The sequence below is a fragment of the Seleniivibrio woodruffii genome (genome assembly GCF_029267515.1).
Lineage (GTDB): Bacteria > Chrysiogenota > Deferribacteres > Deferribacterales > Geovibrionaceae > Seleniivibrio > Seleniivibrio woodruffii_A.
Genome location: NZ_JAJUIS010000018.1, coordinates 1 through 23,893 on the forward strand (window position 1 = coordinate 1; position 23,893 = coordinate 23,893).

Genomic DNA, 23,893 nt, shown 5'->3' on the forward strand with positions numbered 1-23,893 from the left:
GACAGTGCAGCCGAGTTTGTAGCACAGACAGATACTCAGGGCTCATACGGCAAGTTCAGCATCGGCACCGATGGAACATGGACTTATGCAACTGACACGAATATGAACAGCCTTGCAGAGGGCGAGACTGTAACGGAAACGTTCACAGTAAGGTCTGCTGACGGAACAGAAACAACTGTCACAGTAAACATCACAGGTACTAACGATGCTGCTGTAGTAAGCTCTGACACAGTCAATCTTACTGAGTCAGACACAATCCTTACAACTGGCGGTGTTCTTTCAATCACTGACGTAGACAGTGCAGCCGAGTTTGTAGCGCAGACAGATACTCAAGGCACATACGGCAAGTTCAGCATCGGCACCGATGGAACATGGACTTATGTAACCGACACGAATATGAACAGCCTTGCAGAGGGCGAGACTGTAACGGAGACGTTTACAGTAAGGTCTGCCGACGGAACAGAGACTACAGTTACCGTCAATATCACAGGTACTAACGATGCTGCTGTAGTAAGCTCCGACGTTAAAGACCTTACAGAAACCAACGCAATCCTTACAACAGGCGGTGTTCTTTCAATAACAGATATAGACAGCGCAGCCGAGTTTGTAGCACAGACAGATACGCAGGGATCATACGGCAAGTTCAGCATAGACGCCGAAGGAAACTGGAAGTTTACAACCAGTTCAGCATTCAATGAGCTTAACGTAGGGGATTCTTATACGGAGACATTTAAAGTAGCAGCGGCTGACGGCACAGAAACTTCAGTTACTGTAAAGATAAACGGCACAAACGATGCGCCTGAAATACACGAAGTCGGAATCAGCGCTGTTGAGAACAAAGCCGGTTCGGGAGTGTCGCTCCTTGCAATTGACCCAGACAGCACAGACCTTACCTTTGCTATTTCCGAAGGGCAGGATCTGCCTGTCGGCTTCAAATTTGACTCTGCCACAAACATGGTCAGCATTGATGCCAGCACAGGGTATGATTACCTTGAGAAAGGACAGAAAGAGACTTTCAGGGTGGAATACACCGTTACGGACAGCGAGGGAGCAACCTCCGTCAGCTATGTCAATATCACCGTGACCGGTTCTGCCGACAAGCCTGTTGTCGAGGTTGACAACAATGTAAGCGATGTAACGTTTGTTTCAGACGGAGCCGGATACACCAACGCTCTTGGTATCTATACCACTGACGAAGATGGCAACCCCGTTGCGGGCGAGCTGATATTGCTCAATTCCGACAAAGCTGCTGTAAACGAGCTGCTTGCAACATATCAGGGCGAGGATGTTCAGTTCTTCATCGTCACCAATGTAGGTTCAGACTTTGCAGGTGGCGAAGTTTCGTTCAGCATAGGTGCCGACGGAAATCCCACTTTGCTTCTGGACGGAACAGCAACAGGCAAGAACGTATTCTATTCCGACGAATCGCTTAACGCGGACGGAATAGACCATTTTGTTACGAACGCTGACGGCAGCATCGGCATTGAAGATCTGTTTTACGGAACTGGCGGATATGACGGTGATTTCAATGACCTTGTTATAAACGTTACAGAGCGCCCGATGGTATACACCGAAAACGATGGTCCTGTGTATGTCTTCTCAAACATGAATGTTACGGATGTTGACAGCACAGAGGCAAAACAGATGAAAGTGTATATGGATGCTTTCTATTCCGCGGAAGATAAGATAACCGTAGATGAATCAAAGCTCCCCGAAGGCATAACATATACTATAAGCAACGGTACCGTGACTTTCACCAGTACCGAGGCACTTCCCTTCTCAGTATACGAGGAGGCTGCTAAGGCTGTTATGTATGAAAATACATCCGAAACACCCAGAACGGACGACAGGGTGTTTAATATAAGGGTTATGGATTCTTCCGGGCTTTACAGCGATCCGGTTTCCGTGAGCATGAAGGTTGTGGATGTCGTTGAAACATACGAGCCGCCTGTTGCAGTTGACGATTCCGCCGCTGTGACAGAGGTCAATGACGTTGATATAACTGGATTGGCGTTTGTTTCCAAAGAGGTTGTCTCCTCCGGTGAAAACGAGGACATATCTCCTTCGTCAATGGGATTTGGCGAGGCAAGAGTCATTGTTCCCGATCCGAACAATCAGAACGCGACAGTCGGAGGGGAGTACGTACTTATAAACAGTGTCAGCAGCAACTTTGCGCTTAGCAATACCTCTAATACCAGCTCTTATATAGAGATTGGCGACGTGGCAAGAGGGATACAGGTGAATGTGAACCTGAGCGGCGGCAATGACGTTGTTTATTTGTCGGGCACGAACAGCGGCTCGGTCAATATCAACGGCGGCGAGATGTCCGGCGGAAATGACCACGACATCGTGGTGCTCCCGGGTTCTGCTTCCGATTACACATTTGTGGTAAACGGCAACGTGGTGGAGATCGGTTCCGGCGACCTCACAGCATATAATTCTAACATAAGCGTATATTCGAAAGACGGTACGTTCACAGGCACCATAGTCCTGAACAATATTGAAGAGGTGCGTTTCGGCGGCGTTTCAACAGGCTCATACGAATACGTTGTGGATGTTGAGACCAGCCAGGCTCTTACAGACGACGGCTATGTAGTGCTTTCAGTGGTGGACGGTATACTCAGTGCCGGAACGGACAACGGCGACGGCACATGGACGGTTGCTGCGGAGGATATCGACGGACTGCTGATAACTCCCACAGGCACTACAGATCCTCAGGTTGCTGTTGTTGACGTTGTGGATTCAGGATACTCTGCCGACCTTAGCGCATCTATAGCCACAGGAAACCTTATAACTGGAACGGGTGCGGATTACGACAGCGACACTTCCACTTCAAACCTGTTCATATCCTCTGTTGAAGGCACTGCGGTTGCCTCAACAGGCGAAACTGCGGTTAAGGGCGAATACGGCACTCTTTATATCAAAGAGGACGGATCTTACCGCTATGAACTGGACAACGACAGCTCTGAACTTGATACTGTAAACAAGGGCGACACAATTACCGAAGATTTCACATATACCCTTTCCGACGGCACGTCTACCGATGAAGCGGTGCTCACCGTTACTATTAACGGGGCAGACGACGTAAGTGTTTCTACAGGAAATCTTGTTATCAGCGAGGGACATACTTCAGTTCCTGTGGCAAACCTTCTGTTTATGATAGACGTTTCCGGAAGTATGGGTGATACGATCACCTCCGAAGGAGATTCAAGACTTGATGTGCTCAAGCAGGCACTGTCTGAGCTTATTGATAAATATGACGAAAAGGGCGATATCGGTGGAATTCAGATAATAATTTTTTCCACAGACGCAACATCAAAGACAGTGAGCGGAAGTGTATGGCTTACGGTTGATCAGGCTAAAAGTATTCTGAACTCTCTTAATGACAACGGTTATACAGATTATGACGATGCTTTGAGCAAACTGATGACCACTTATAGCTCTTCAACAGCTCCCGAAGCCGATTATACTCATGCATATTTCGTTTCGGACGGTGCGCCTTCCAGTGAAGATTATAAGATAAACAGCACTGAGCTTACTCAATGGAGAGCTTGGCTCGGCGAAACAGATATTGATGAAGTTTACTCAGTCGGCATCGGTTCCGGTACAGACAGCCAGCAGCTTCAGATAGTCGCATGGAGTTCAGACGGAGAGGGATATCTGGACAACGTTCTGGTTGTTCCAGACGATACTCTCAATGCGGACATCTCGGCTGCTGCAGAGCAGAACAGCAGAGAAAGCAGCGTTTTCAACGATGTGGACATCCCTGCCAATCTGACGGCGAATCTGACTGCCGTGTACTATGCAGGGCATGAATATTCGTTCTCCGACACAGACCAGCAGACCATCTCCCTTGGCGAGAATGGTTCCCTGGTGATAAATTCAGACGGTACCTATGTTTTCACCGCCGGAACAGATGTGGATGCAGACATAACTTCTCTGCTGCAGTACAAATTTGAGGTCAATGGCGAGGATTATGCAGGCTCACTCAGTCTGACAACCAATCATATTGTCGATAGTGTCGGTGATTTCAGCATTGCAGCTTCCGGCACGGTTTACGAGAGCACCAGTGGCTACGGTGTCGGAAATAACGGTGTAGGCAAAGGTGAGAGCCTTACGTTCAACTTTGACAGCGACGACGTTACCAGCGCCAAGTTTGAGATATCTGGCACTGTTAAGAGCGGAAGCGGCTACACAGTGTATGATACGGAAGGACACAGCACTTACTATTCAATGCCTACCTCCGGCGGTGAGATAGTTGTCACAAGCGAAAGCGGAATCAGCCACGTTGTTTTCAACGGCAGTTCAAGCAGTGCATACTATGTACAGCCTGTTTCCGCTGAGGCGACAGCAGATAATGACAACGTATTTGCCGTATTCGGCGATGCAAACTCAAATGATCTGGATTTCAGCGGACTGCAGGATCTTGACGCAATCCAGATGAACAACGACAGCAAAGAGCAGACAGTAACACTGACGGCATCCGATGTTCTCAGTATTTCCGATACTGATACCCATACCCTCCAGATATCAGGAGGAGAGGGCGACAAACTGGTGCTTTCGGGAGACTGGAAAGCTGTGGGGAATAATACCTACTGTGCGGATATCAACGGAAACGAGGTCTGTATAGAGGTAAACAACGACGATCATAAACTTAAAGTGTTTACAGATGACGGAAACCAGATTGGCTAATATGCTGTAAACAAAGAACTAAATTAAAAGACCGCATCCCTGAGGATGCGGTCTTTTTTGTTTGTATGCAGATAGAAGGTTTGAGAATTCAAAAAGGTAATAAGCTGTGGGAGATAATTGTTTATTTAAAGTGCAGAGCCAGAGCCAGACGGTCGCGAAGACCTGTCTTTGAGAAGATGGATGTCAGGTGTGCCTTGACCGTGCGGACGGTGATGCTCAGGATATCGGCTATTTCCTGATTGCTTTTTCCCTGTGCGACCAGTTTAGCGACCTCAGTTTCCCTCTCGGAGAGTTCTTCCGTATAGTTCAGTGGTGTGTGGTCGGCAGGCAGAACGTTTATCAGCCTGTTCACAATATCCGGCGGCAGCCATATCTGCCCCGTTCTTACGGCGGCGACCATCTGCTTCATGTTGTCGGGGTGCATCATCCTGTTGCCGTATGCCTTAACGCCCATTTTAAGCATTTTGAGCGCCTCGTCAAATTTTGGCACGGATGTCAGTATCACAACCCTGCAAGGGATATTCGCAATCTCAGTAGGGGTCAGATAGGGCAGATCAAGTATGGCAACGTCTGTTGCCGAAACCTCGTGTCTGCCTTTCAGGCTGGTGACGAGCCCCACGGAAACTGTATCCTTCTGTCCGAAGATGTCTGAAACTGTGCGGCAGAAATTTCTGTCGCAGCTAACTGCTATTATCATTTTATCTCTCCCGCAGTGCATTGTACTTAGCCCGTAAGATGGGTTTAAGCAGATACTGCATAACGGTTTTTTTGCCTGTAACTATGTCCACCATGGCTGTCATTCCAACGATGATCTGTTTTTTGTTGTCTGCTTCGCCTATGTAGCTCTTGTCGGTTTTAACACGGACAAGGTAGTAGCTTTCTTTCTTTTCGTCCTCGATGGTGTCGGCGCTGATGTGTGTCACCTTGCCTTTGAGTCCTCCGTATATGGCGTAATCATAGGCTGTGAATTTAACTATCGCCTCCTGCCCCGGATATATAAAGGCTATGTCTGATGGTTTAATTTTTGCTTCGACAAACAGGGTATCTTCGCCGGGCACTATCTCCATTATGTCCATTCCGGGCTTAACAACGCCGCCCACAGTGTTCACCAGTATCTGTTTGACTGTTCCGTCAACGGGTGAGCGTACCTGCGTACGTTTTACCCTGTCTTCAAGTGCAACCTGAGTTGCGGACGTTCTGTTCAGTTCCGCGAGGTTCTGGCTCAGCAGATCCTGCGCATCGCTGCGGAATTTTACCATCTGTTCGTTTATCATGTTCCTTGCTTCGGCAATCTTTGACATGGCGGAACTCATGGTGTTATGCTGTGATTCCAGTTCATTTTGGTTTTCCAGAAGTCTCTGGCGGAGCTGAATATATTCAACCTCAGAAACCAGTCCTTTTTCGTAGAGCGGTTTTGTGAGGGACATCTCCTGTTGAATGAGTGCCTTGCTCTGGTTAAGATTTTTTATGCGGTTCTGCGCGTCGGAATATTCCATCTGCTTTTGTGAAAGCCTTGCCTGAAGTACCTGCAGTTCACTGTCCAGCCTCTGCCTGTTGATGTTGTAAAGGTTTTCTTCCGCATTGACCAGATTCGGGTTGTTTTTTCTGATTTCCGGGTCAACTTCCATTGGTTTACCGGACGCCTCTGCCTGAAGTCTGGCGATACGCACTTTCAGTTCGTAATATTTGGATTCACCCTCTTTATATGAGCTTCCGAATCCTGTGTCGTCAATTTCAAGGAGAATCTGGTCTTTTTTGACCCTGTCGCCTTCCCGCACCAGCAGTTTACGGACTATGCCGCCTTCAAGGTTCTGAACAACCTGAATCTGGTTGCTTGGTATAACCTTGCCCTGTCCGCGGGTAAGCTCGTCCAGAGAGGTCAGGCTCGCCCAGATGATGAAGATTATTATCAGTGCCGCGATTATGTAGAGCATCCGGTTCATTTTTGATGAGCTTTTTTGCAGAACAGCGGCGTTAAGACTCTTCATAAATTCTATGTCTTCCGCGCTGAGGCGGCTTTTTTTGTCTTTGTTCATCATTTGCCCCCCAGTTTTTTCATCACTTCATCTTTGGGTCCGTCCATAACAACGGTTCCATTGTCCATAACGATGATTCTGTCAACTATGGAAAGGATTGACGGTTTATGTGTAATGATTATCGTTGTTTTACCTTGTGTGGCGTTTTTAAGGTTCTCAATGACCTTGTTTTCGGATGCGAAGTCCATGGAATTAGTCGGTTCATCCATAAGTACGATGGAACTTTCCGTCAGCATTGCCCTTGCGACGGCAACGGATTGTCTCTGTCCGCCTGAGAGGTTTGAGCCTTTTTCGCCTACATAAAAATCCAGCCCCAGTGCATGTTTGTTGCTGAATGATATTACGTTTCCAATCTGCGCCGCTCGGATTATTGCGTTGTCGTCGCTGTGCGGCGCTTTAAAGATAATGTTATCGCGGATGGTGCCTGAAAACAGCGTAACATCCTGCGGTACATAGCCTATGTTGTGGCGAAGGTCTGCCGGGTCTATCTGCTTGCAAGCGATGCCGTCAATGAAGATACTGCCTTCGTCGGGATCGTACAGCCCAAGAATCAGCTTGCTCAGTGTGGATTTGCCTGAACCCACTGCGCCGATTATACCCACGCGCTCTTTGGGGTTTATCTTGAACGAAATATTTTTAAGTGCCGGCTGCGGTTCTTCGGGATAGCTGAAAGTAACGTCGTTGAACTCTATTGCGCCCTCGAATATCGGGCGGCGAAGGAAGCCTTTCTTTTCGGGGCGCTCCACGTCCTTTTCCATAAGGGCGTTAAGCTGCGAGAGTGAGGTACGCATCTGCTGGTAGTTGGTGAGCAGTGAAGCCACCTGAGACATTGGGGCTATGGTTCTGGACGAGAGCATGACAGTTGCTATTAGTGCGCCCATGGTCAGCTCGCCCTCTTTTATAAGGTATACGCCCGCAATGACCACCGCGACGCTTCCGATCTGTGCCAGAAAGGCGGATGCGGAAGTCAGCGAGTTTGAAAGCATACGGGATTTTACGCTTTTTGTGGCGATGTCGCCTGTGCTTTCTTCCCAGTTCCACTGGATGTAGCTGCTGGCGTTGAAAGTTTTTATCGCCTCAAGGTTGGAGAGCGATTCTATAAGCAGACCGTTGCGTTTTGCGGACGATTCGTATGTGCTCTCTATACTGCGTTCAAGGGGTTTTCGGATGAAGAGACTGTATCCGATTATAAGAGCCATGGTGAACATGGGAATGAGTACCAGAAGACCGCTGATATAGTAGATAACTATCAGGAAAATGAGCACGAACGGCAGTTCTATAAAAGCCGTTATCGCCGTTGAGGCATAGAACGACCGGATGCTGTCGAACTCTTTTATGTTGCTGGCAAAGGAGCCTACCGATTTCGGTTTCTCCTTCATACGCAGGTTCAATGCCTGTTCAAATATCATGGACGAAAGGATAACGTCACTCTTTTTCGCTGCGACCTCAAGGAAATATGTTCGCAGATATTTTATGGTTATGTCGAACAGATAGATTATGCACACACCTGTAGCAAGCACCCAGAGGGTGTCCACTGCGTTGTGCGGGATTACCCTGTCGTAAACGTTCATTGTGAAAAGCGGGCTGACCGTTACGAAAATGTTTATCATAAGAGAGGCGAGGATAACGTTCACATAGAGGTCGCGGAAGCGCCAAAGGGTGCCGAAGAACCAGTGTTTCTCCTCCTGTTTCTCCTCTTTCGCTGCATCCATAATGTCCTGTTTGAATACCCTTTTCAGCAGGAAACAGAACCCCATGTATTCTTCGGAGAGTTTTTCTATGGTTATTTCCTGCGGTTCCTCGTCTATGGAGGGTATGATTATTTCAGCCACGCCGGCTTCGAAATCTATGTCTGTGAGCACGCACGCGCTCTGGTTTTTCAGAAGGAGAATGACCGGAAGCACAACGCTTGGTATCTCGTTCAGTTCGCGCTTCGCCAGCTTGGAGTTAAAACCTGCTCGTGCCGCCGCACGGGAGAAGTTTGACTTCGCGCCCTCTATTGTGAAGAGTGACTGCTTCTTCTGGTCGGGGTCAAGCGGCAGCCCGTATGCAAGCGCCTCTGCGCTGGCGGGTTTGTTGTTCAGCTTTGTCAGCGTCACAAGACACTGCATTAAAGGGTCGATAGCGATATCTCTGTTCATTTTATTTATCCAGCGGTGTTATTTCTGCTACGCCTCTGCCTTGGAAGTATTTGATGTTTTTACTTGCAAGCGCGTTTCTAAGCTCCTGATTTTCAACCTTTGTGGCTATGAGCTTTATTCCGAGGCTCTCCGTGATTGTCTGGAGCGAGTTCAGAGCCGTGTCGGCATCCGCCGCACCGATGAGGTAGTCGTAGTCAATCTTTATGTAGTTCGGTTTCAGTTTCTGCAGGTTTTCAAGTGACTTGGGACTCATTACAAATCTGTCCACACCGAAAGTGAAGCCCAGACCTTTGATGAGTCCGGCGAAGTCGAGACAGATATCGGCGTTGTTGTTGATGGCATTGTCGGATATCTCGAATGTCATTCTTTCTTTAAGGTGCTTGTTGTTCAGCAGAAGCTGACGGAACCATGAGAAGGACGCCCTGTCGTTCAGGAATACGTCGGTTATATTTATCGCCAGAGTGCTGTCCTCGTTTGCGGTAAGGTACTCTGTGGACTTTTCAAGGACGTATCTGTCCAGATTGTTTGCGAGGTTAAGGTTAACCACCATCGGCATGAAAAATCCTGCCCGCTGGATGTTGCCATTTTCATCTTTCAGGTTGACGAAAATCTCCTGATGCAGTTCTCCAGTGGGGGATTTGACCGCCTGAGAGGTGAGCACGAATCTGTTTTCGGCAAGGGCGGTCTCTATCATGTTCTTCCACTCAAGTTTTCCGAGCACCATCTGGTTTGAGCTGTCGTTGAAGCGGCTGATGTCGCCGTGTTCAAGGCTCTTAGCCACCGTAAGGGCGTAGTCTGCTTTGGAGAGCACCTTTGCTGTGTTCTCGTCGTATCTGTATGCGGCTATACCGGCTTTAACGCTGATTATACCCGATATCTTGCTGTCGGCTGCTATAAGTTCGTTCGCCCATCTGACGAACTGCCTCAGTTTTTCGTCCGACTGTTCAAGTGTTGCTGCTGGCATTATTACTGCGAACTCCTGTCTGTTAAAGCAGGCGGGGAGGAAGCCTTCGGATGAAAGGTTTCCGTTCATATATTTTGCCACAGCGTCATAAAAGGGTCGCATGTTCGGGTGTCCTATTTCGGATATCGCGTTGTCGATTCCCTCGAAAGAGATTATCGCCACCTCACCGTCGGAGTTTGAGGATTCAGATTCAATATATTCGTTCAGCTTGTTCACAAAGTATTTGCGGTTGTAAAGTCCGGTAAGCTGGTCTCTGTAAAGCAGTTCCTGATATTTTTTCAGGGTGTCTATCTCTCTGTTGTATATGGACTGAACCTTCTCGGTCATCTGATTCATTGCTGTTACCACCTGTTTCAGTTCAGGTGTACGCGGTATTTTTTTATTTACTATAAATTCGTTCTCTCCGATGGCAACAGCCTGTTTGCGGATATTCACAAGGGCGGAGAGAAGCAGTTTCAGTATGAAATGGCTTACCACCACCGCGATGGCTCCTATGATGAGGAATGAGATGCAGAGGTATTTGAAACTGTCCCATAGCTGGATATATGAGAGTCCGGGGTGCCCTTTAACGGTGAGTGTGCCCGCTATGTTCCATCCGTTTGAAACCTGTGCTTCAGCGGCGGGGGTTTCCAGATTCACAAGGTTTACGAAAAACGCCGGAACGCCCTCTATTTTAGGCTTCTGGCTGACCTTATAGATGTCTTTACCGTCCATTCCCGTCAGTTTTATCTCTTCGAAATAACCGCCGTCGTACATCGCATTTATCATGGTCGCCATCATAGCCTTGTCAGCCGTGAAGGGGCTTAAAGACAGAGACATCGAGTTTGCGGTGTTCTTTGCGTTTGAATACATCTGGTTGCGTATGAATTCCGTGGTGTTGTCAAAGTTTATCTTCAGCACCGCGGCGAGCATTATTATTAAAATTGATGTGATAAGAAGCTGAATCTGTCTGAAAAGTGTCATCTGCCTACCTCTTCATTATCTCAAGATCTATAGCTTTAAGTTTGTTCAGGTTTTTCGACTGCGACGGGTCAACCCTTTTACCAAGACCCTGCTGCTTTTGCAGAAAGAGGTCGTTTGCCGTGAAGCTGTAAACTGGCGACAGGTCTGTTCTCTTCGTTGCCGGCTGTATGGACTTGTCGTAGTTGTCCAGAACAAAGGGAACCGTGTTCGGTTCTTTGTAGTAGGTTACGACCATGTGCGATTCCGCGCCCCGCTTAACGTATGTAAGGAAAAGTTTTTCCTGCGGAATACCAAGCTGTATGAGCGTCAGGAACTTTGAAACGGCGTAGTCTTCGCAGTCGCCTGCACCGATGCCGAGAAATTCCAGTCTGCTTGCCCAATAGTCGCTCTGCCCCCATGTTTTCATATCAGTCTGGTACTGTACCTGATTGAAAAACCTGTTTACCTCTATAACCTTCTTGTCGTCGGTGGCTTCGCTCAGCCCGTCCATAAGCGCCAGAAGCGAGTCTAGCCTTGTTTCCGCCTGCTGACCGTATTTCTTTACATACTGCGAGTAGACGTTCTCCGGAACGTGAAACTTTGACGCGGCAGCGATACTGCCGAAGATAAGTATGGCAATCAACGGTATTGTGCACGTCAAAGTTGCTAAACGCATAACACCTGCAATTATTTTATTATTTTCAGCTCTATCCGCCTGTTTTTGGCTCTGGATGAATCCGAATCATTGGGGGCAACGGGCATACTGCTGCCCTTGCCGTATCCCAGCATAACACTTTTCGGAATCCCCATCTCTAAAAATATAGAGTGAACTTTAATAACCATGAGTTTTGTTACCTCTTTGCTCTGTTCTTCCGGAAGACTGTTGTCCGTGTGTCCGTAAATTTTAAGAGTATAAGGTTCTTTTATCCCGCGCAGTTCCTTTGCGATGCGGATTATCTTTGCTTTCGCCTCATCATTAAGTTCGAAACTTCCGGGTTTGAAAGAGCTGCCGGTGAAAATAACCGACTGCTCGCTGAGAGTCGGGTCTATCAGTTTTTTACCGCGTTCTGCCGGAATCTTTACTGCCGCTCTTTTTGACGGGATGGCTGAGGGCAGGGATTCGGCTGCGGGAAGTGTCTCCGGAAGACCGAGACTGTCTGCCGTCACCACTGTTTTTGTTCCGCCTTGGACTGCGGGAAGACTTTCAAGAGAATCGCTGCTGTTCTGCGGTTTTATATAGGGGTCGAATTTATCAGGTATCCTGTAGCCAATTTCTAGTCCTTCCGTGCTGTCGCATCCATAAGGAGCATTATCAGCGTTAACAGACTGCTGGCACTGATCATTTCTGTCGTCGGCAGAGTCCCTGTCCCTGTTGTGGTCAAGGTTTCCGTATTCTTCAAGAGTGTTCAGTTTTATTTTTTGGGTGAGACCGACCTTTTTTGTCAGCGCATCGTCATATTCGCCCATAAGAACGCCTGTTGCCTGCAGAAGTCTGAAATAGGCGATCATGACTGTATATTTTGATCTGGCCAGAGTGGTTTTAGATGTGTTGTAATCGTTCTCCATGTTGAGAACTTCGGTGAGGCTTCTTCGTCCGAGCCTGTTTTCTTCAAGAAACGCATCCCTTGTCTTTCGCGTCAGGTCAACGTAGTCTTTGAGAAACGGCATCTTCATCTCTTCCGCTTCTTTTATGTTCCATGCCAGACGAACCGCTTCGATAAGGTTTCTGCGCTCTATATAGCTTCTTTCATATTCCTTCATCATGTCTGCTGTTTTAAGCTGTTTTTCCGCACCGCGTTTTCCGCCGTCGTAAAGGTTATAGTTCAGCGAGAGCATTGCGGACTGGATGTCGGTGGACCCTTCGTCTCCGCCTGTGTTGTTGTTATGGGTAGCCTTCAGTTCAAAGTCCACTATGGGGTAATACTGTGCGTTCACGCGTTTTTTGCCGTATTTCTTGGATACTATATTATAGTCGGCAACGTTTATTGCAGGATAGTTAACGAAGGCGATGTCCACCATCTCGTCAACGTTTCCGGGGAGTTTATAGGTCATTTCCGGTATTTCAAGCTCTTCTGCTTTAATGAAGCGTCCCGTCTGTCTGTGGAATTTGACCAGAGCCTGTTTAAGGTTCTGCTGCTGGGAGATGTAGTTTGCGCGGGAGAGAGCCAGTCTTGCCTGAGAGTTTGTAAGGTCGGATATCTTTCCGAAGCCGGATTTTGTCTTCTCCTGTATCTGCTCAAGTATCTGCGCCTGTGTCGTCACGTTTTCAAAGGCGATGTCCAGAAGCTCTTTTTCCTGCAGAACGGTGACGTATGCTTCTGCTGTCGAAAGAAAGACCTGATTTGCAACGTTCAGAACGTCGTATGAGGCGGACATTACCCTTGCCTCGGTTTCCCGCACGTAGTTTCTGGTGCCGTTTCCGTTGAATACGTTCTGTTTAAGGCTGATGCTGGCAGTAGTGGCGTTCAGGTCTTCCCGTTTGCCGTCAGTGTCAACACCGTCGGTGATCTCCTTTCCGCCGGATAGATATGCCGAGATAACAGGGTTATAGCCTGTTTTCGCCATTTTAAGCTCGGCTTTCAGCGAGTCGTAAACGTTAACGGATTCCCGTATCTCAGGGCTTGTTTTAGATATCTCAGATATTACGTCTTTAAGTTTTACAGCGCTTTTATCTGCGGCGTATGAAGGCAGTGTAACCAGCACCGCAGCCGCGATAATTAGTGAACGAAGAGAGACAGACATTGGAACCTCTTTAATTAAATAAGTAAATGTTCTGACCGCATGAGTCATACAACATTAAAGTATCTATACCATAGGTTTTATGAATAATAAAGTCCTGTTTTCTGAAAAAAGTTCTTGTTTGACAGTGATTACGGTGATTGTAACTACCATTAATGGTAGGTATTTGGAAACGATAAGTTAATATTTCTGTAATACGTCCAATGTGGTAATAATTGTGGGTATAGTAGTTTGTGGAGACAATGTGTCCGGTTTAAAAAATATTTACTTATCAGAAATTGTAGGCTGAAATTTTTTTTGCGGTTTTTTATTGAGCGGATGTGATTAGTACCATAAAGAAAAAAGCCCGCCGTGACAGGCGGGCTTTAAAAAGGCGTTTATTTCAGCCCCATTAGTTCTTTTGCTATTTCGTCGGACTTTGCGGCTATCTCTTTGTGGAGTGAGTTGCCGTGGCTGTCCATGGTTACGACACAGGGGAAATCTTCGACCTGAATCACCCAGAAGGCTTCGGGGGTGCCGAACTCTTCCAGTTTGAAGACAGTCTCGACCTTTGTGCATCTTTTGGCGATGAGTGTTCCCGCGCCGCCCACAGCGTGCAGGTAAACGGCACCGACCTTTTGCAGACCTTCAAGTGTTTTGGGGCCCATTCCGCCTTTGCCTATTACGGCTCTTACGGAGTATTCCTCGCAGACCGCAGCCTGATAAGGCTCTTCACGGGTGGAGGTTGTGGGACCCGCAGCAACGAAGCTGTATGAACCGTCCTCGTGTTTCTTAACAACGGGACCGCAGTGATATATCACACCGTCTTTCATATAGGGACGGGGAAAATCCGGTTTTTCTTCGACCATAAGTTTATGCGCAGCGTCTCTTGCGGTTACGATTGTGCCTGAAAGCAGAACCTCGTCGCCCACTTTCAGAGATCTTGCGGTTTCCTCAGAAATGGGTGTTGTCAGCTTAATCATAGGTCACCTCGCTTCCTTTGATGATCATCTGTTTTCTTCTGTACACCCAGCAGGTGTATGAAATTGCAACATAGAAAGTTGCGGGGTGTCTGTGCTGTGCGGCAACGTTCACGCCGAGGCAGGTCGTTTTTCCGCCGAAGCCCATGGGACCTATGTTCAGCTTGTTAAGGTCTTCGTAAAGCTCTTTTTCAAGAGCGGCAAGGTCGGAATTTGCGCTGGGCTCGCCCAGTTTGCGGAAGAACTGCTCTTTGGAAAGCGCATAGGACGTCACTCTGTCGCCGCCGATGCCCACACCGATGATACCGGGTGCGCAGCCCTGACCCTGTGCTTTGTTCACAGCGTCGATAACGACTTTTTTAACGCCTTTCAGGTCGCGTCCCGCTTTAAGAGCGGTGTCGGGAAGTTTATACTGTGCGCCGACGTTCTCTGAACCGCCGCCTTTCAGCATAAGGCGGACTCTTACCTCATCCTTGTCCCACTGATGGAAGTGAAGGTAGGGAGCGTTCACGCCGACGTTGTTGCCGGAGTTTTTGCCTGTGATGGGGTCAACGGCGTTGGGGCGGAGATACTGGAGCTTTGTCGCTTCCATTGCAGCCGCCTCGGCAGCCTCTTTGTAAACTTTTTCAGAATGTCCCACGGGGAAATCGATGTACATGATCACCGAACCTGTGTCCTGACAGACGGGGGTTGATGCTTCTCTTGCCAGTTTCACGTTTTCAAGGATTGTTCCGAAAACGCTTTTGGCGGGAGTGCCTTCGTCCTCTCTGTCGTATGCCTGTACGAGAGCCGCTTCCACGTCGGGGGAAAGATCGGTGGAAGCTCTGCGGATCAGCTCAAGCATTGCGTTTTTGAGTTCCATAGCCACCTCGCAATAGATTTATTGGTTTTGCCCTAATGTTAACCAAAATACCCGATATTATTACTCAAAACGAACCTAAAAAACAAGGATATTTATTGAACGGAGTTTTAAAATCCGATTATAAACTATTTCTATGGAGAAAAAAGAGGCTTATAGTATACTTAATGATATAAATAATTCGGGGGCTGTTATGCAGTACAGGAAAGAAAAGGACACTATGGGAGAAATCGACGTTCCGATAGATGTTTACTGGGCGGCGCAGACACAGAGGAGCCTTGAGAACTTTAAGATAGGCTGGGAAAAGATGCCCGCAAACCTCATAAGCGCATTTGCAGTGCTCAAACGTTCGCTTGCGGTGGTGAACAACCGTCTGGGTAAGCTGGATGAACAGAAATGTGAAGCTATAACAAAGGCTTGCGACGAAATTCTCGGCGGGCAGCTCGAAGGTCAGTTTCCCCTTGCCATATGGCAGACGGGAAGCGGTACCCAGACCAATATGAATTTAAACGAAGTTATAGCAAACCGCGCCACTGAAATCTTAGGCGGCGATTTCCGCACAGAAAGACTGACCCATCCCAACGATCACGTCAACATGTCCCAAAGCTCAAATGACACCTTTCCCACGGCAATGCACATCGCGGCTGTAATCGCTGTCGAGGACGACCTTCTGCCCGCGATATCTGTTCTGCGGGACACTCTGGCGGCAAAATCCGAGGAGTTTTCAGGAATAGTAAAAATAGGCAGAACACACCTTCAGGATGCTACTCCGCTGACTTTGGGACAGGAGTTTTCCGGCTACGTCGCCATGCTGGACACGAACGTCCGTCAGATAACAGAGGCTGTTGAACATGTGCGCGAGCTTGCCATCGGCGGAACCGCAGTGGGAACAGGTCTTAACGCCCACCCGAAACTCTCCGTTATGGCGGCGGAGGAGATATCTAAATTCACCGGAAAAAAATTCAAATCCGCATCCAATAAGTTTCAGGCACTCACTTCCCACGATGCCCTAACAGGCGCAAGCGGAAGCCTTAAAGCCCTTGCGGCAAACATGATGAAGATTGCCAACGATATCCGCTGGCTGGCATCGGGTCCCAGATGCGGCATCGGCGAGCTTGAGATACCGGAAAACGAACCCGGCAGTTCCATCATGCCCGGAAAGGTGAACCCCACTCAGGCGGAAGCTGTTACAATGGTCGCCTGTCAAGTATTCGGAAACGATGCGACCATAGGCTTTGCCGCCAGTCAGGGTAATTTTGAGCTGAACGTATTTAAACCTGTGATAATTTACAACTTCCTGCAGTCCGTTAAGCTGTTGTCCGATGCAATGCTTTCGTTCAACGAGCATTGCGCAGTAGGCATTAAAGCCAACAGGGACAAGATTGACCACAACCTCAGAAACTCTCTGATGCTTGTTACGGCGCTCAATCCGCACATCGGCTATGACAAGGCTGCGAAGATAGCCAAAACCGCACATGCCGACAGGAGCACTCTGAAAGAGGCGGCTGTTAAGCTGGGATTTCTTACGGAAGAGCAGTTTGATGAGTATGTTGTGCCTGAGAATATGACCGGACCTAAATAAGTTTATGCGGGATTTCCCTTCCTTGGGAAATCCCGCTAACGCTCCAGTCGGCATAGCCTTCTTACGCTCACGTTACTTTCATTCACCCTGCAAAGCAGGTTTCATTCATTCCACGAACGTCATCCTGACGTTTTTACTGCTTATACACTCCGCCTTGAACTGCCCGCTTCTAAACAGTGGTGAGAAGACATCACTTGACTTTTCTTGGTTGCCTATCTTAAACTTATGCTTATGAAAATCATTGACCTTACACATGAAATAGCTGAAGGAATGCCTGTTTATCCAGGTACGGAAGCGCCTGTTCTGAAACAGGCGAACACTGTTGCCGAGCACGGGTTTGCGGAAAAGCTCATAACTATGGTGTCCCACACCGGAACTCACATGGACGCTCCCGCCCACGTTCTTGAGAACAGAAAAAACCTTTCTCAGATAGACCTTAACGACCTCTTCGGAAAAGGATGTCTCATTGATGTCCGTGAAGTGCAGGGCAAAATCACGGCAGATGTTCTTAAACCTTATGAAGCTGCACTGAAGAATTCTAAAATCGCAGTTTTTTTCAGCGGATGGGACAGATACTGGGGCGACGAAAAGTATTTTGAAAACTTTCCCGTCATGGATGAATCCGCGGCAGAATTTCTTGTGTCAACAGGTGTTAAAGGCGTAGCTTGCGATATGATATCTGTTGATACGGTGGATTGCGTTAACCTTGATATTCACAGGATACTGTTTGCCGCAGATATGTTTTCCTGCGAAAACCTGAAAGGTCTGGGAAGACTTTCAGGCAGGGATTTTGAGATAGGGATATTTCCGCTCAATATAAAGGACGGCGACGGTGCACCTGTCAGGGCTGCTGCGTTTCTGAGCTGATGCAGGGCAGTTCTATAGTGAACTTCGCGCCTATCTCAGTGTTTTCCGCCCATAACCTGCCGTTCATCTTGTCTTCAATTATGGTCTTGGTCATATAGAGTCCCATGCCTGTTCCCTCTTTCTTGTCGGAAGAGTACGCTTCGAATATATGGGGGAGAAACTCGGTGTCTATGCCGCCTGCCGAGTCGGTGATGGCGATGGTGAATTTCCCTTCGCCTGCGGACATATCGATATAAATATCCCTCTCCGGTCTGTTCTGTTCGGTAAGCGCCTCTTTGGCGTTCTGGAGAATGTTCAGTATTGCATGTTTGAACTCGTTTGCAATTCCGCTGACAAGGTTTCTGCAGGGAGGGTTGCCTGGGTCGAAATTGTTAGAGCAGGAGAACGAACGCTTCTCGCAGGTGCAGTTTACATGGTATGTGATGTTGTTTGCTTTCATCTGCGGCGCAAGCATACGCAGTATCTGCGTGACGGTGCGCGGAGCATCGAAAGGTTCAGGCTGTTTTCCGGTTTTAAAGAAATCACGAAAATCTTCAATAGTATCAGACATGTGGTCGATGAGTTTCATTGAGTCTTCAATATATTTTGCAATTTCCTCTTTGTTTTCGGATTCTTCCATGAGCTGCATATACAGATAGAGAGTGTTCAGGGGCTGACGCCACTGGTGGGATATAGCGCCTATCATTTCGCCCAGCGATGCGAACTTTGCCTGTTGGGCTATTATCTGTTTCTGGACGGCTTTTTCATTTTCAGCATTAACCAAAGGAGTGATATCACTTATGATTCCTGAGATGAATACAGTTTCACCGTCACTGTTTTTAACGGGTGCATAGCGGCTCAGAACCCATCGTATCTCACCCGTCTGCCTGTTTATGACTCTGTGTTTTATGTTGTTTTTCGGAACCGTAACGTTTCTGTATCTAAGAGTAAGATCCGGCAGATCATCGGGATGGATACATTCAATGTACGATTCGGGATTGTTGTAAAGGCTTTCCACAGATTTTCCGTAGATCCTTTCGTATGATTTATTTATGTATACCATGCGGCGCAGCTCAGTGTCTGTGAACCAGATGATATCATCCAGATTCTCTGCCATTGCTGTGAAACGAAGTTCCGAGCGGGTGAGGGCGTTTTTTGCGGCGATAAGCTCGTCGTTTGCTTTTTGAAGCAGTCTGTTCGACTTTTTTTCGGATAAATATTTCAGTATCAGTACAAAGAAAACGATCAGAATAAGACCAAAAGAGATTGCGTGCGTTGCCATACCTGATGCTGTTGCAATGTTCTGTGCAAACGCTTTCTGCCCCATCGAATCAAAAATCAGTAGTAATGTCAGAATATGTCTCATATTAAATATTTACCTTTATTTATTATGACACAAATTATTAGTTTTGAATAGAGGTTCTGAATTAATAGTGAAATTTTCGTCAGGATAATAGCGTTTAAATGTGCGCTATGTTTCATAGTTCAAATATGACAAATGTTTAAGTTGCAACGCCTGTTAAACATCCGTGAAACAGGTCTGTTAAAACCGGAATCACTAGAAAAATGTTCTAAAACATTTTGACAAATCCGAGGGAAAATTGTATACAGAATACAATCTGATACAACAAAAGGTCGTATTGCGTCCTTAAATACAGGAGTATGTTTATGTCAATGATGCAGGAATACCTGAAACAGGTTGAAGACAGAGCAAAAATGGGAATCCCCGCTCTGCCTCTCACACCCGAATTCACTGCCGAAGTCTGCAAACTTCTTGAGCAGCCTTCCGCCACAAAAGACCTTGTGGACCTTATTGAAAACAGAGTCGCTCCCGGTGTTGACCCTGCATCGGAAGTTAAAGCGGCCTGGCTTGCAAAAGTTGCAAAAGGCGAAACTAAATCCCCCCTCATCGACAAAAAAAGAGCAGTGTTCCTTCTTGGCACAATGCTTGGCGGTTACAACGTTAAACCTCTCGTTGATCTTCTCAGCGACTCTGAACTTGGTGTGGACGCTGCCGAAGCCCTTAAAAAGACCATCCTTGTCTATGGAGCTTTCGACGAAGTGGTTGCTCTTTCCAAAACAAATGCAAACGCCATGGCAGTTCTTAAATCATGGGCTGATGCTGAGTGGTTCACATCCAAACCCGAACTGCGCAAAGAATACAAAGTAAAAGTTTACAAAGTATCCGGCGAGATAAACACAGACGACTTCTCCCCCGCTAAACACGCGTGGAGCCGTCCCGACATACCTCTTCACGCGCTTGCAATGGGCGAAACAAGATTTCCCGACGGCAACGAAACTATGGAGAAATATAAATCCGAAGGTTACGAAGTTGCTTTCGTCGGCGACGTTGTGGGTACAGGTTCTTCAAGAAAATCAGCCTGCAACTCCGTAATGTGGAGAATAGGTTCAGAAATTCCCTTCGTTCCCAACAAAAAGAACGGCGGTACAATCATCGGAAACGTTATCGCTCCTATCTTCTTCAACACAACACAGGACTCCGGCGGTCTGCCCATCGTCTGCAACGTTGACTCATTCAACACAGGCGACGTTATCGTCATAAATACTGAAAAAGGCGAAGTTAAGGACGAATCCGGTAAAGTGCTCTCCACTTTCACCGTTAAACCCGCAACACTGAAAGATGAATACAGAGCGGGCGGACGTCTTAACCTTATCATCGGTCGTCAGCTCACAGCGAAAGCAAGGGCTGCTCTCGGTCTTGGCGAAATATCAGTGTTTACTCTTGCTGAGAATCCTGTTGCAAAACCCGGTCAGGGCTATACTCTGGCTCAGAAGATCATCGGCAAGGCTTGCGGTCTTGCGGGCGTTCTTCCCGGTGCAGCTTGCGAACCCAAAATGACAACAGTAGGTTCACAGGATACGACTGGTCCCATGACAAGAGACGAGATCAAAGAACTCGCTTGCCTTGAGTTCCTCTCTCCCATGTTCATGCAGTCTTTCTGCCACACTGCGGCATATCCCAAAAAAGCCGACGTTACCATGCACAAGTCTCTCCCCGCTTTCGTTGCGGCAAGAAAAGGCGTTGCGCTTCGCCCCGGCGACGGCGTTATCCACTCATGGCTGAACAGACTTCTGCTCCCTGACACTCTGGGAACAGGCGGCGACTCCCACACACGTTTCCCCATGGGGCTTTCACTGCCCGCGGGTTCCGGTCTCGTGGCTTTCGCAGGCGCTCTGGGCTTCATGCCCCTTGACGTTCCGGAATCTGTCCTTGTCAAATTCAAAGGAAAGCTGAACCCCGGCATAACCCTGCGCGACGTTGTAAACGCCATCCCCTACTGGGCAATCAAACAGGGACTTCTTACAGTTCCCAAAAAGAATAAAGTGAACGTGTTCAACGGACGCATCCTTGAGATGGAAGGTCTGCCCGACCTCACAGTTGAACAGGCGTTCGAACTTACAGATGCGACTGCCGAGCGTTCCGCTGCGGGCGGTACCATCAAACTTTCCGAGGCTTCCGTTGCAGCTTATATCAAATCCAACATCGCTCTGATGAAAAAGATGATAAAAGCAGGCTATCAGGATGCCAACACCCTGCAGAAACGTATCGAAGACTGCGAGGCATGGCTTAAAAAACCCGTTCTGCTCGAAAGAGATGCGAACGCTGAATATGCCGCTGTAATCGAAATCGACCTTGCGGACATTAAAGAACCTATCCTTGCATGTCCCAACGACCCCGACGATGTTAAACTCCTTTCCGAAGTTGCAGGAACAAAAGTTGACGAAACTTTCATCGGCTCCTGTATGACTAACATCGGTCACTTCCGCGCTGCTGGCAAAATATGGGAAGGCGCTCCCTATCCCAAAACACGCATGTGGCTGACTCCTCCCACTCTGATGGACGAAATGCAGCTTAAAGAAGAAGGCTTCTACAGCATCTTCTCCGCTGTCGGCGCAAGAACTGAACTTCCCGGATGCTCACTCTGTATGGGTAACCAGGGTCGCGTTGCTCCCGGTGCCACAGTTCTTTCCACATCAACGAGAAACTTCCCCGACAGAATAGGCGACGGCGCAAACGTCTTCCTCGGTTCTGCCGAGCTGACAGCCATTGCTGCTGTTCTGGGTGAAATACCTTCTGTTGATAAATACTTCGAGTATATGAACACAAAAGTTGCTCCTAAGGCTTCTGAGATATACAGATATCTCGAATTCGACAAAATGGGCGATTTTGAACTTTCATACGTCGAAACTGTAGCATTCTAAGGTTTTTTGACCTTCAGATATCGAAAGCCCGCCCGTCAAACGGCGGGCTTTTATGTTTTGTCAGAACTTTTGTCCTCCGGTGGAATCTTTTTATTATGAAAGCATTGTTAATGTTGCTGTGTATATTTTTACCCGCTCTTCCTCTGTCTGCCCACCCTCATGTTTTCATTGATGCGGAAGTTAACGTCGAGACCAGGCAGGGGCGTATTACTGCATTGGAAAGCCAATGGGTGTTTGATGAAATGTTTTCGGCAATGGTCTTAATGGATTACGATACAAATCGCAACGGGCGCATAGATGCCGGGGAGATTACCGCCCTTCGTAAGGATTATTTCGACTACCTGGGCAAGAGTTCATTTTTTACATTTGTCAAAAGCGGAAAGAATACAATCAAATTCGCCGGAGCAGTCGATTTTATGCCAAATGTGACAGGCGGCAGGCTTTCGTATGTTTTCAGGCTGGAAATGCCGCAGGCGGTACCGGCAGTGGGCGCAGACATCCTTGTTTACGACCCTTCATATTATTCCAGTGTAAAGATAATCCGGGCGTCAATATCAGGTGACGGCGGAAAGGAACTGGCTGCCGGAATAGGTGTTTTTCCTGCAGTCAGATATTATTTCGGACAGGTCAGTCCGGATGCAGTGACAATAAGGAACAAAAAATGAAAAAATATGTAACCTTATTTATTATTATACTGGCGGTGATTGCGTTATATAAGGTCTTAATCGGAAGTAGCGGTCAGAACCTGTTCGGTCTGATAACAAAGACGCAGGGCAATATCAGAGATATGATAGTCATGAAAGCCGCGCTTTACAGGGAGATGGGCGGTTATGCGCAGATTGGCGTAATAATGCTGTTTTCTTTTTTATATGGAGCTGTTCATGCCGCTGGACCGGGGCACAACAAGGCTGCTGTTTCAGCCTATGCGGTTTCTGGAGGCATCAGCGGTGTTAACGCCGCCGCTATAGGAGCTCTTTCAGGACTGTTTCACGGCGTTATGTCAATAGCGCTCGTTTTTGTACTGTATTATCTGACAAAAATGCGTCTGAGTTTTGCGATAGAGCATTACGGAAGTACGGTTGCTGCAGTGGGTTCGGCTGGGCTTGTCATATTCGGGCTTTATCTTTTCTTGTCAACTTTCAGGCAACGCAGCCAGAAAACGGAGCGTAACATGTTATTTCCTGTAATCGCCGGAATGATACCCTGTCCTGCAACATTTACCGTATGTGTTTTTTTTCTGTCCATGAATAAACCTGTACTTGCTTTGACTAGTTCAATGGCTCTCACGGCGGGAATGATGGTTACAACCGCTCTGGCTGCTTTTGCTGCCGGTTATGCCGGAGAGGGTGCGCTCTCCGCCTTCGCCGGCAGACGTTTGCTTATTTCCAGAATTTCAGCTCTGTCACTTTCTTTCATGGGGTTTCTTCTGTATTTTCTGTACTGAAACGGGAAACTTCCGCTTCTCAGTCATAAGTTATTTCGAACCGATGATGTTTTTTTCTGTCATAGTCTGTGTGAAGACAAACACCGTTTAATTATAAAGTGCAAAGGCGCCATTTTAAAACGAGGTTTATATAGAAACGTCATTTTTGTAACAATATTTCAATTTGATATTGAAATATTCAATATATTCTATAGTTCTTTCTTGGCAAGGATTTCAGAGGCTTGTCATGCCGGATTTTATATGTTAAAAAAAATCCACTTGCAAAAGATTGGCAATGTGAGGAAAATAAAATCTAAATAATGTTTTATCATAGAAAAGGGCAATAATGCTTGACAAAAACTTAGTAAAATATATAACAGTATACTGTATACAGTTATAAAAAATAATAGCATTATAGAAGTCGTCGGGGCAGATAAAACGTCAGGATGGCGTTTTTGAATACGGTTAATAATGCACATAACATAA

The 23,893-nt window shown here is 47.4% G+C and carries 15 protein-coding genes; 6 read left to right on the forward strand and 9 right to left on the reverse strand.

Annotation, left to right across the window (positions count from 1 at the left end; all coding sequences use genetic code 11):
• On the forward strand, positions 1-4,692 hold a 4,692-nt coding region (locus Q7P67_RS12350; RefSeq protein WP_303852542.1), incomplete at its 5' end, for a VCBS domain-containing protein.
• 121 nt (positions 4,693-4,813) lie between these two features.
• On the opposite strand, the gene Q7P67_RS12355 is transcribed toward Q7P67_RS12350, so the two are convergent.
• The 8 genes from Q7P67_RS12355 to Q7P67_RS12390 form a co-directional block, all read right to left on the reverse strand.
• Positions 4,814-5,389 carry a response regulator transcription factor gene (locus Q7P67_RS12355; RefSeq protein ID WP_303852543.1) on the reverse strand — a complete coding sequence of 192 codons (576 nt, stop codon included), beginning with the start codon at positions 5,387-5,389 and terminating at the stop codon, positions 4,814-4,816.
• Between the two features lies 1 nt (position 5,390).
• Complete coding sequence (locus tag Q7P67_RS12360) at positions 5,391-6,731, reverse strand: HlyD family type I secretion periplasmic adaptor subunit (protein WP_303852545.1); 1,341 nt, start codon at positions 6,729-6,731, stop codon at positions 5,391-5,393.
• On the reverse strand, positions 6,728-8,869 hold the full coding sequence (locus Q7P67_RS12365; protein ID WP_303852547.1) for a type I secretion system permease/ATPase: 2,142 nt from the start codon (positions 8,867-8,869) through the stop codon (positions 6,728-6,730). The genes Q7P67_RS12360 and Q7P67_RS12365 overlap by 4 nt, the downstream gene beginning before the upstream one ends.
• A gap of 1 nt (position 8,870) precedes the next feature.
• Positions 8,871-10,796 (reverse strand): LapD/MoxY N-terminal periplasmic domain-containing protein, encoded by a 1,926-nt coding sequence (locus Q7P67_RS12370; RefSeq protein ID WP_303852549.1) that lies wholly within the window; start codon positions 10,794-10,796, stop codon positions 8,871-8,873.
• Between the two features lie 4 nt (positions 10,797-10,800).
• Complete coding sequence (locus Q7P67_RS12375) at positions 10,801-11,418, reverse strand: transglutaminase-like cysteine peptidase (RefSeq protein WP_303852550.1); 618 nt, start codon at positions 11,416-11,418, stop codon at positions 10,801-10,803.
• Between the two features lie 44 nt (positions 11,419-11,462).
• Positions 11,463-13,517, reverse strand: a complete 2,055-nt coding sequence (locus Q7P67_RS12380; protein ID WP_303852552.1) for a TolC family outer membrane protein — start codon at positions 13,515-13,517, stop codon at positions 11,463-11,465.
• A 374-nt stretch (positions 13,518-13,891) separates the two neighbouring features.
• Positions 13,892-14,476, reverse strand: a complete 585-nt coding sequence (locus tag Q7P67_RS12385; RefSeq protein WP_303852553.1) for a FumA C-terminus/TtdB family hydratase beta subunit — start codon at positions 14,474-14,476, stop codon at positions 13,892-13,894.
• Positions 14,469-15,335: a fumarate hydratase gene (locus Q7P67_RS12390; RefSeq protein ID WP_303852554.1), complete on the reverse strand. Its 867-nt coding sequence runs from the start codon at positions 15,333-15,335 to the stop codon at positions 14,469-14,471. The genes Q7P67_RS12385 and Q7P67_RS12390 overlap by 8 nt, the downstream gene beginning before the upstream one ends.
• 190 nt (positions 15,336-15,525) lie before the next feature.
• Between Q7P67_RS12390 and fumC the strand changes: the two genes are divergently transcribed.
• Together fumC and Q7P67_RS12400 are read left to right on the forward strand one after the other, a co-directional pair.
• The gene (gene fumC, locus Q7P67_RS12395) at positions 15,526-16,914 is read left to right on the forward strand and encodes a class II fumarate hydratase (RefSeq protein WP_303852555.1); all 1,389 of its coding nucleotides are present in this window, start codon (positions 15,526-15,528) and stop codon (positions 16,912-16,914) included.
• A 231-nt stretch (positions 16,915-17,145) separates the two neighbouring features.
• Positions 17,146-17,781 carry a cyclase family protein gene (locus Q7P67_RS12400; RefSeq protein ID WP_303852556.1) on the forward strand — a complete coding sequence of 212 codons (636 nt, stop codon included), beginning with the start codon at positions 17,146-17,148 and terminating at the stop codon, positions 17,779-17,781.
• Here Q7P67_RS12400 and Q7P67_RS12405 read toward each other — a convergent pair.
• Positions 17,756-19,126 carry a PAS domain-containing sensor histidine kinase gene (locus tag Q7P67_RS12405; RefSeq protein WP_303852557.1) on the reverse strand — a complete coding sequence of 457 codons (1,371 nt, stop codon included), beginning with the start codon at positions 19,124-19,126 and terminating at the stop codon, positions 17,756-17,758. The genes Q7P67_RS12400 and Q7P67_RS12405 overlap by 26 nt on opposite strands.
• Before the next feature lie 308 nt (positions 19,127-19,434).
• Here Q7P67_RS12405 and Q7P67_RS12410 point away from each other — a divergent pair, with 308 nt between their 5' ends.
• From Q7P67_RS12410 to Q7P67_RS12420, 3 genes are all read left to right on the forward strand, one after another.
• Positions 19,435-21,984, forward strand: coding sequence for a bifunctional aconitate hydratase 2/2-methylisocitrate dehydratase (locus Q7P67_RS12410; protein ID WP_369696035.1), 2,550 nt, complete (start codon positions 19,435-19,437; stop codon positions 21,982-21,984).
• 110 nt (positions 21,985-22,094) lie between these two features.
• Positions 22,095-22,649, forward strand: a complete 555-nt coding sequence (locus Q7P67_RS12415) for a DUF1007 family protein (protein ID WP_303852565.1) — start codon at positions 22,095-22,097, stop codon at positions 22,647-22,649.
• Between the two features lie 122 nt (positions 22,650-22,771).
• Positions 22,772-23,428: a hypothetical protein gene (locus Q7P67_RS12420; RefSeq protein WP_303852560.1), complete on the forward strand. Its 657-nt coding sequence runs from the start codon at positions 22,772-22,774 to the stop codon at positions 23,426-23,428.
• Positions 23,429-23,893: the final 465 nt, after the last annotated feature.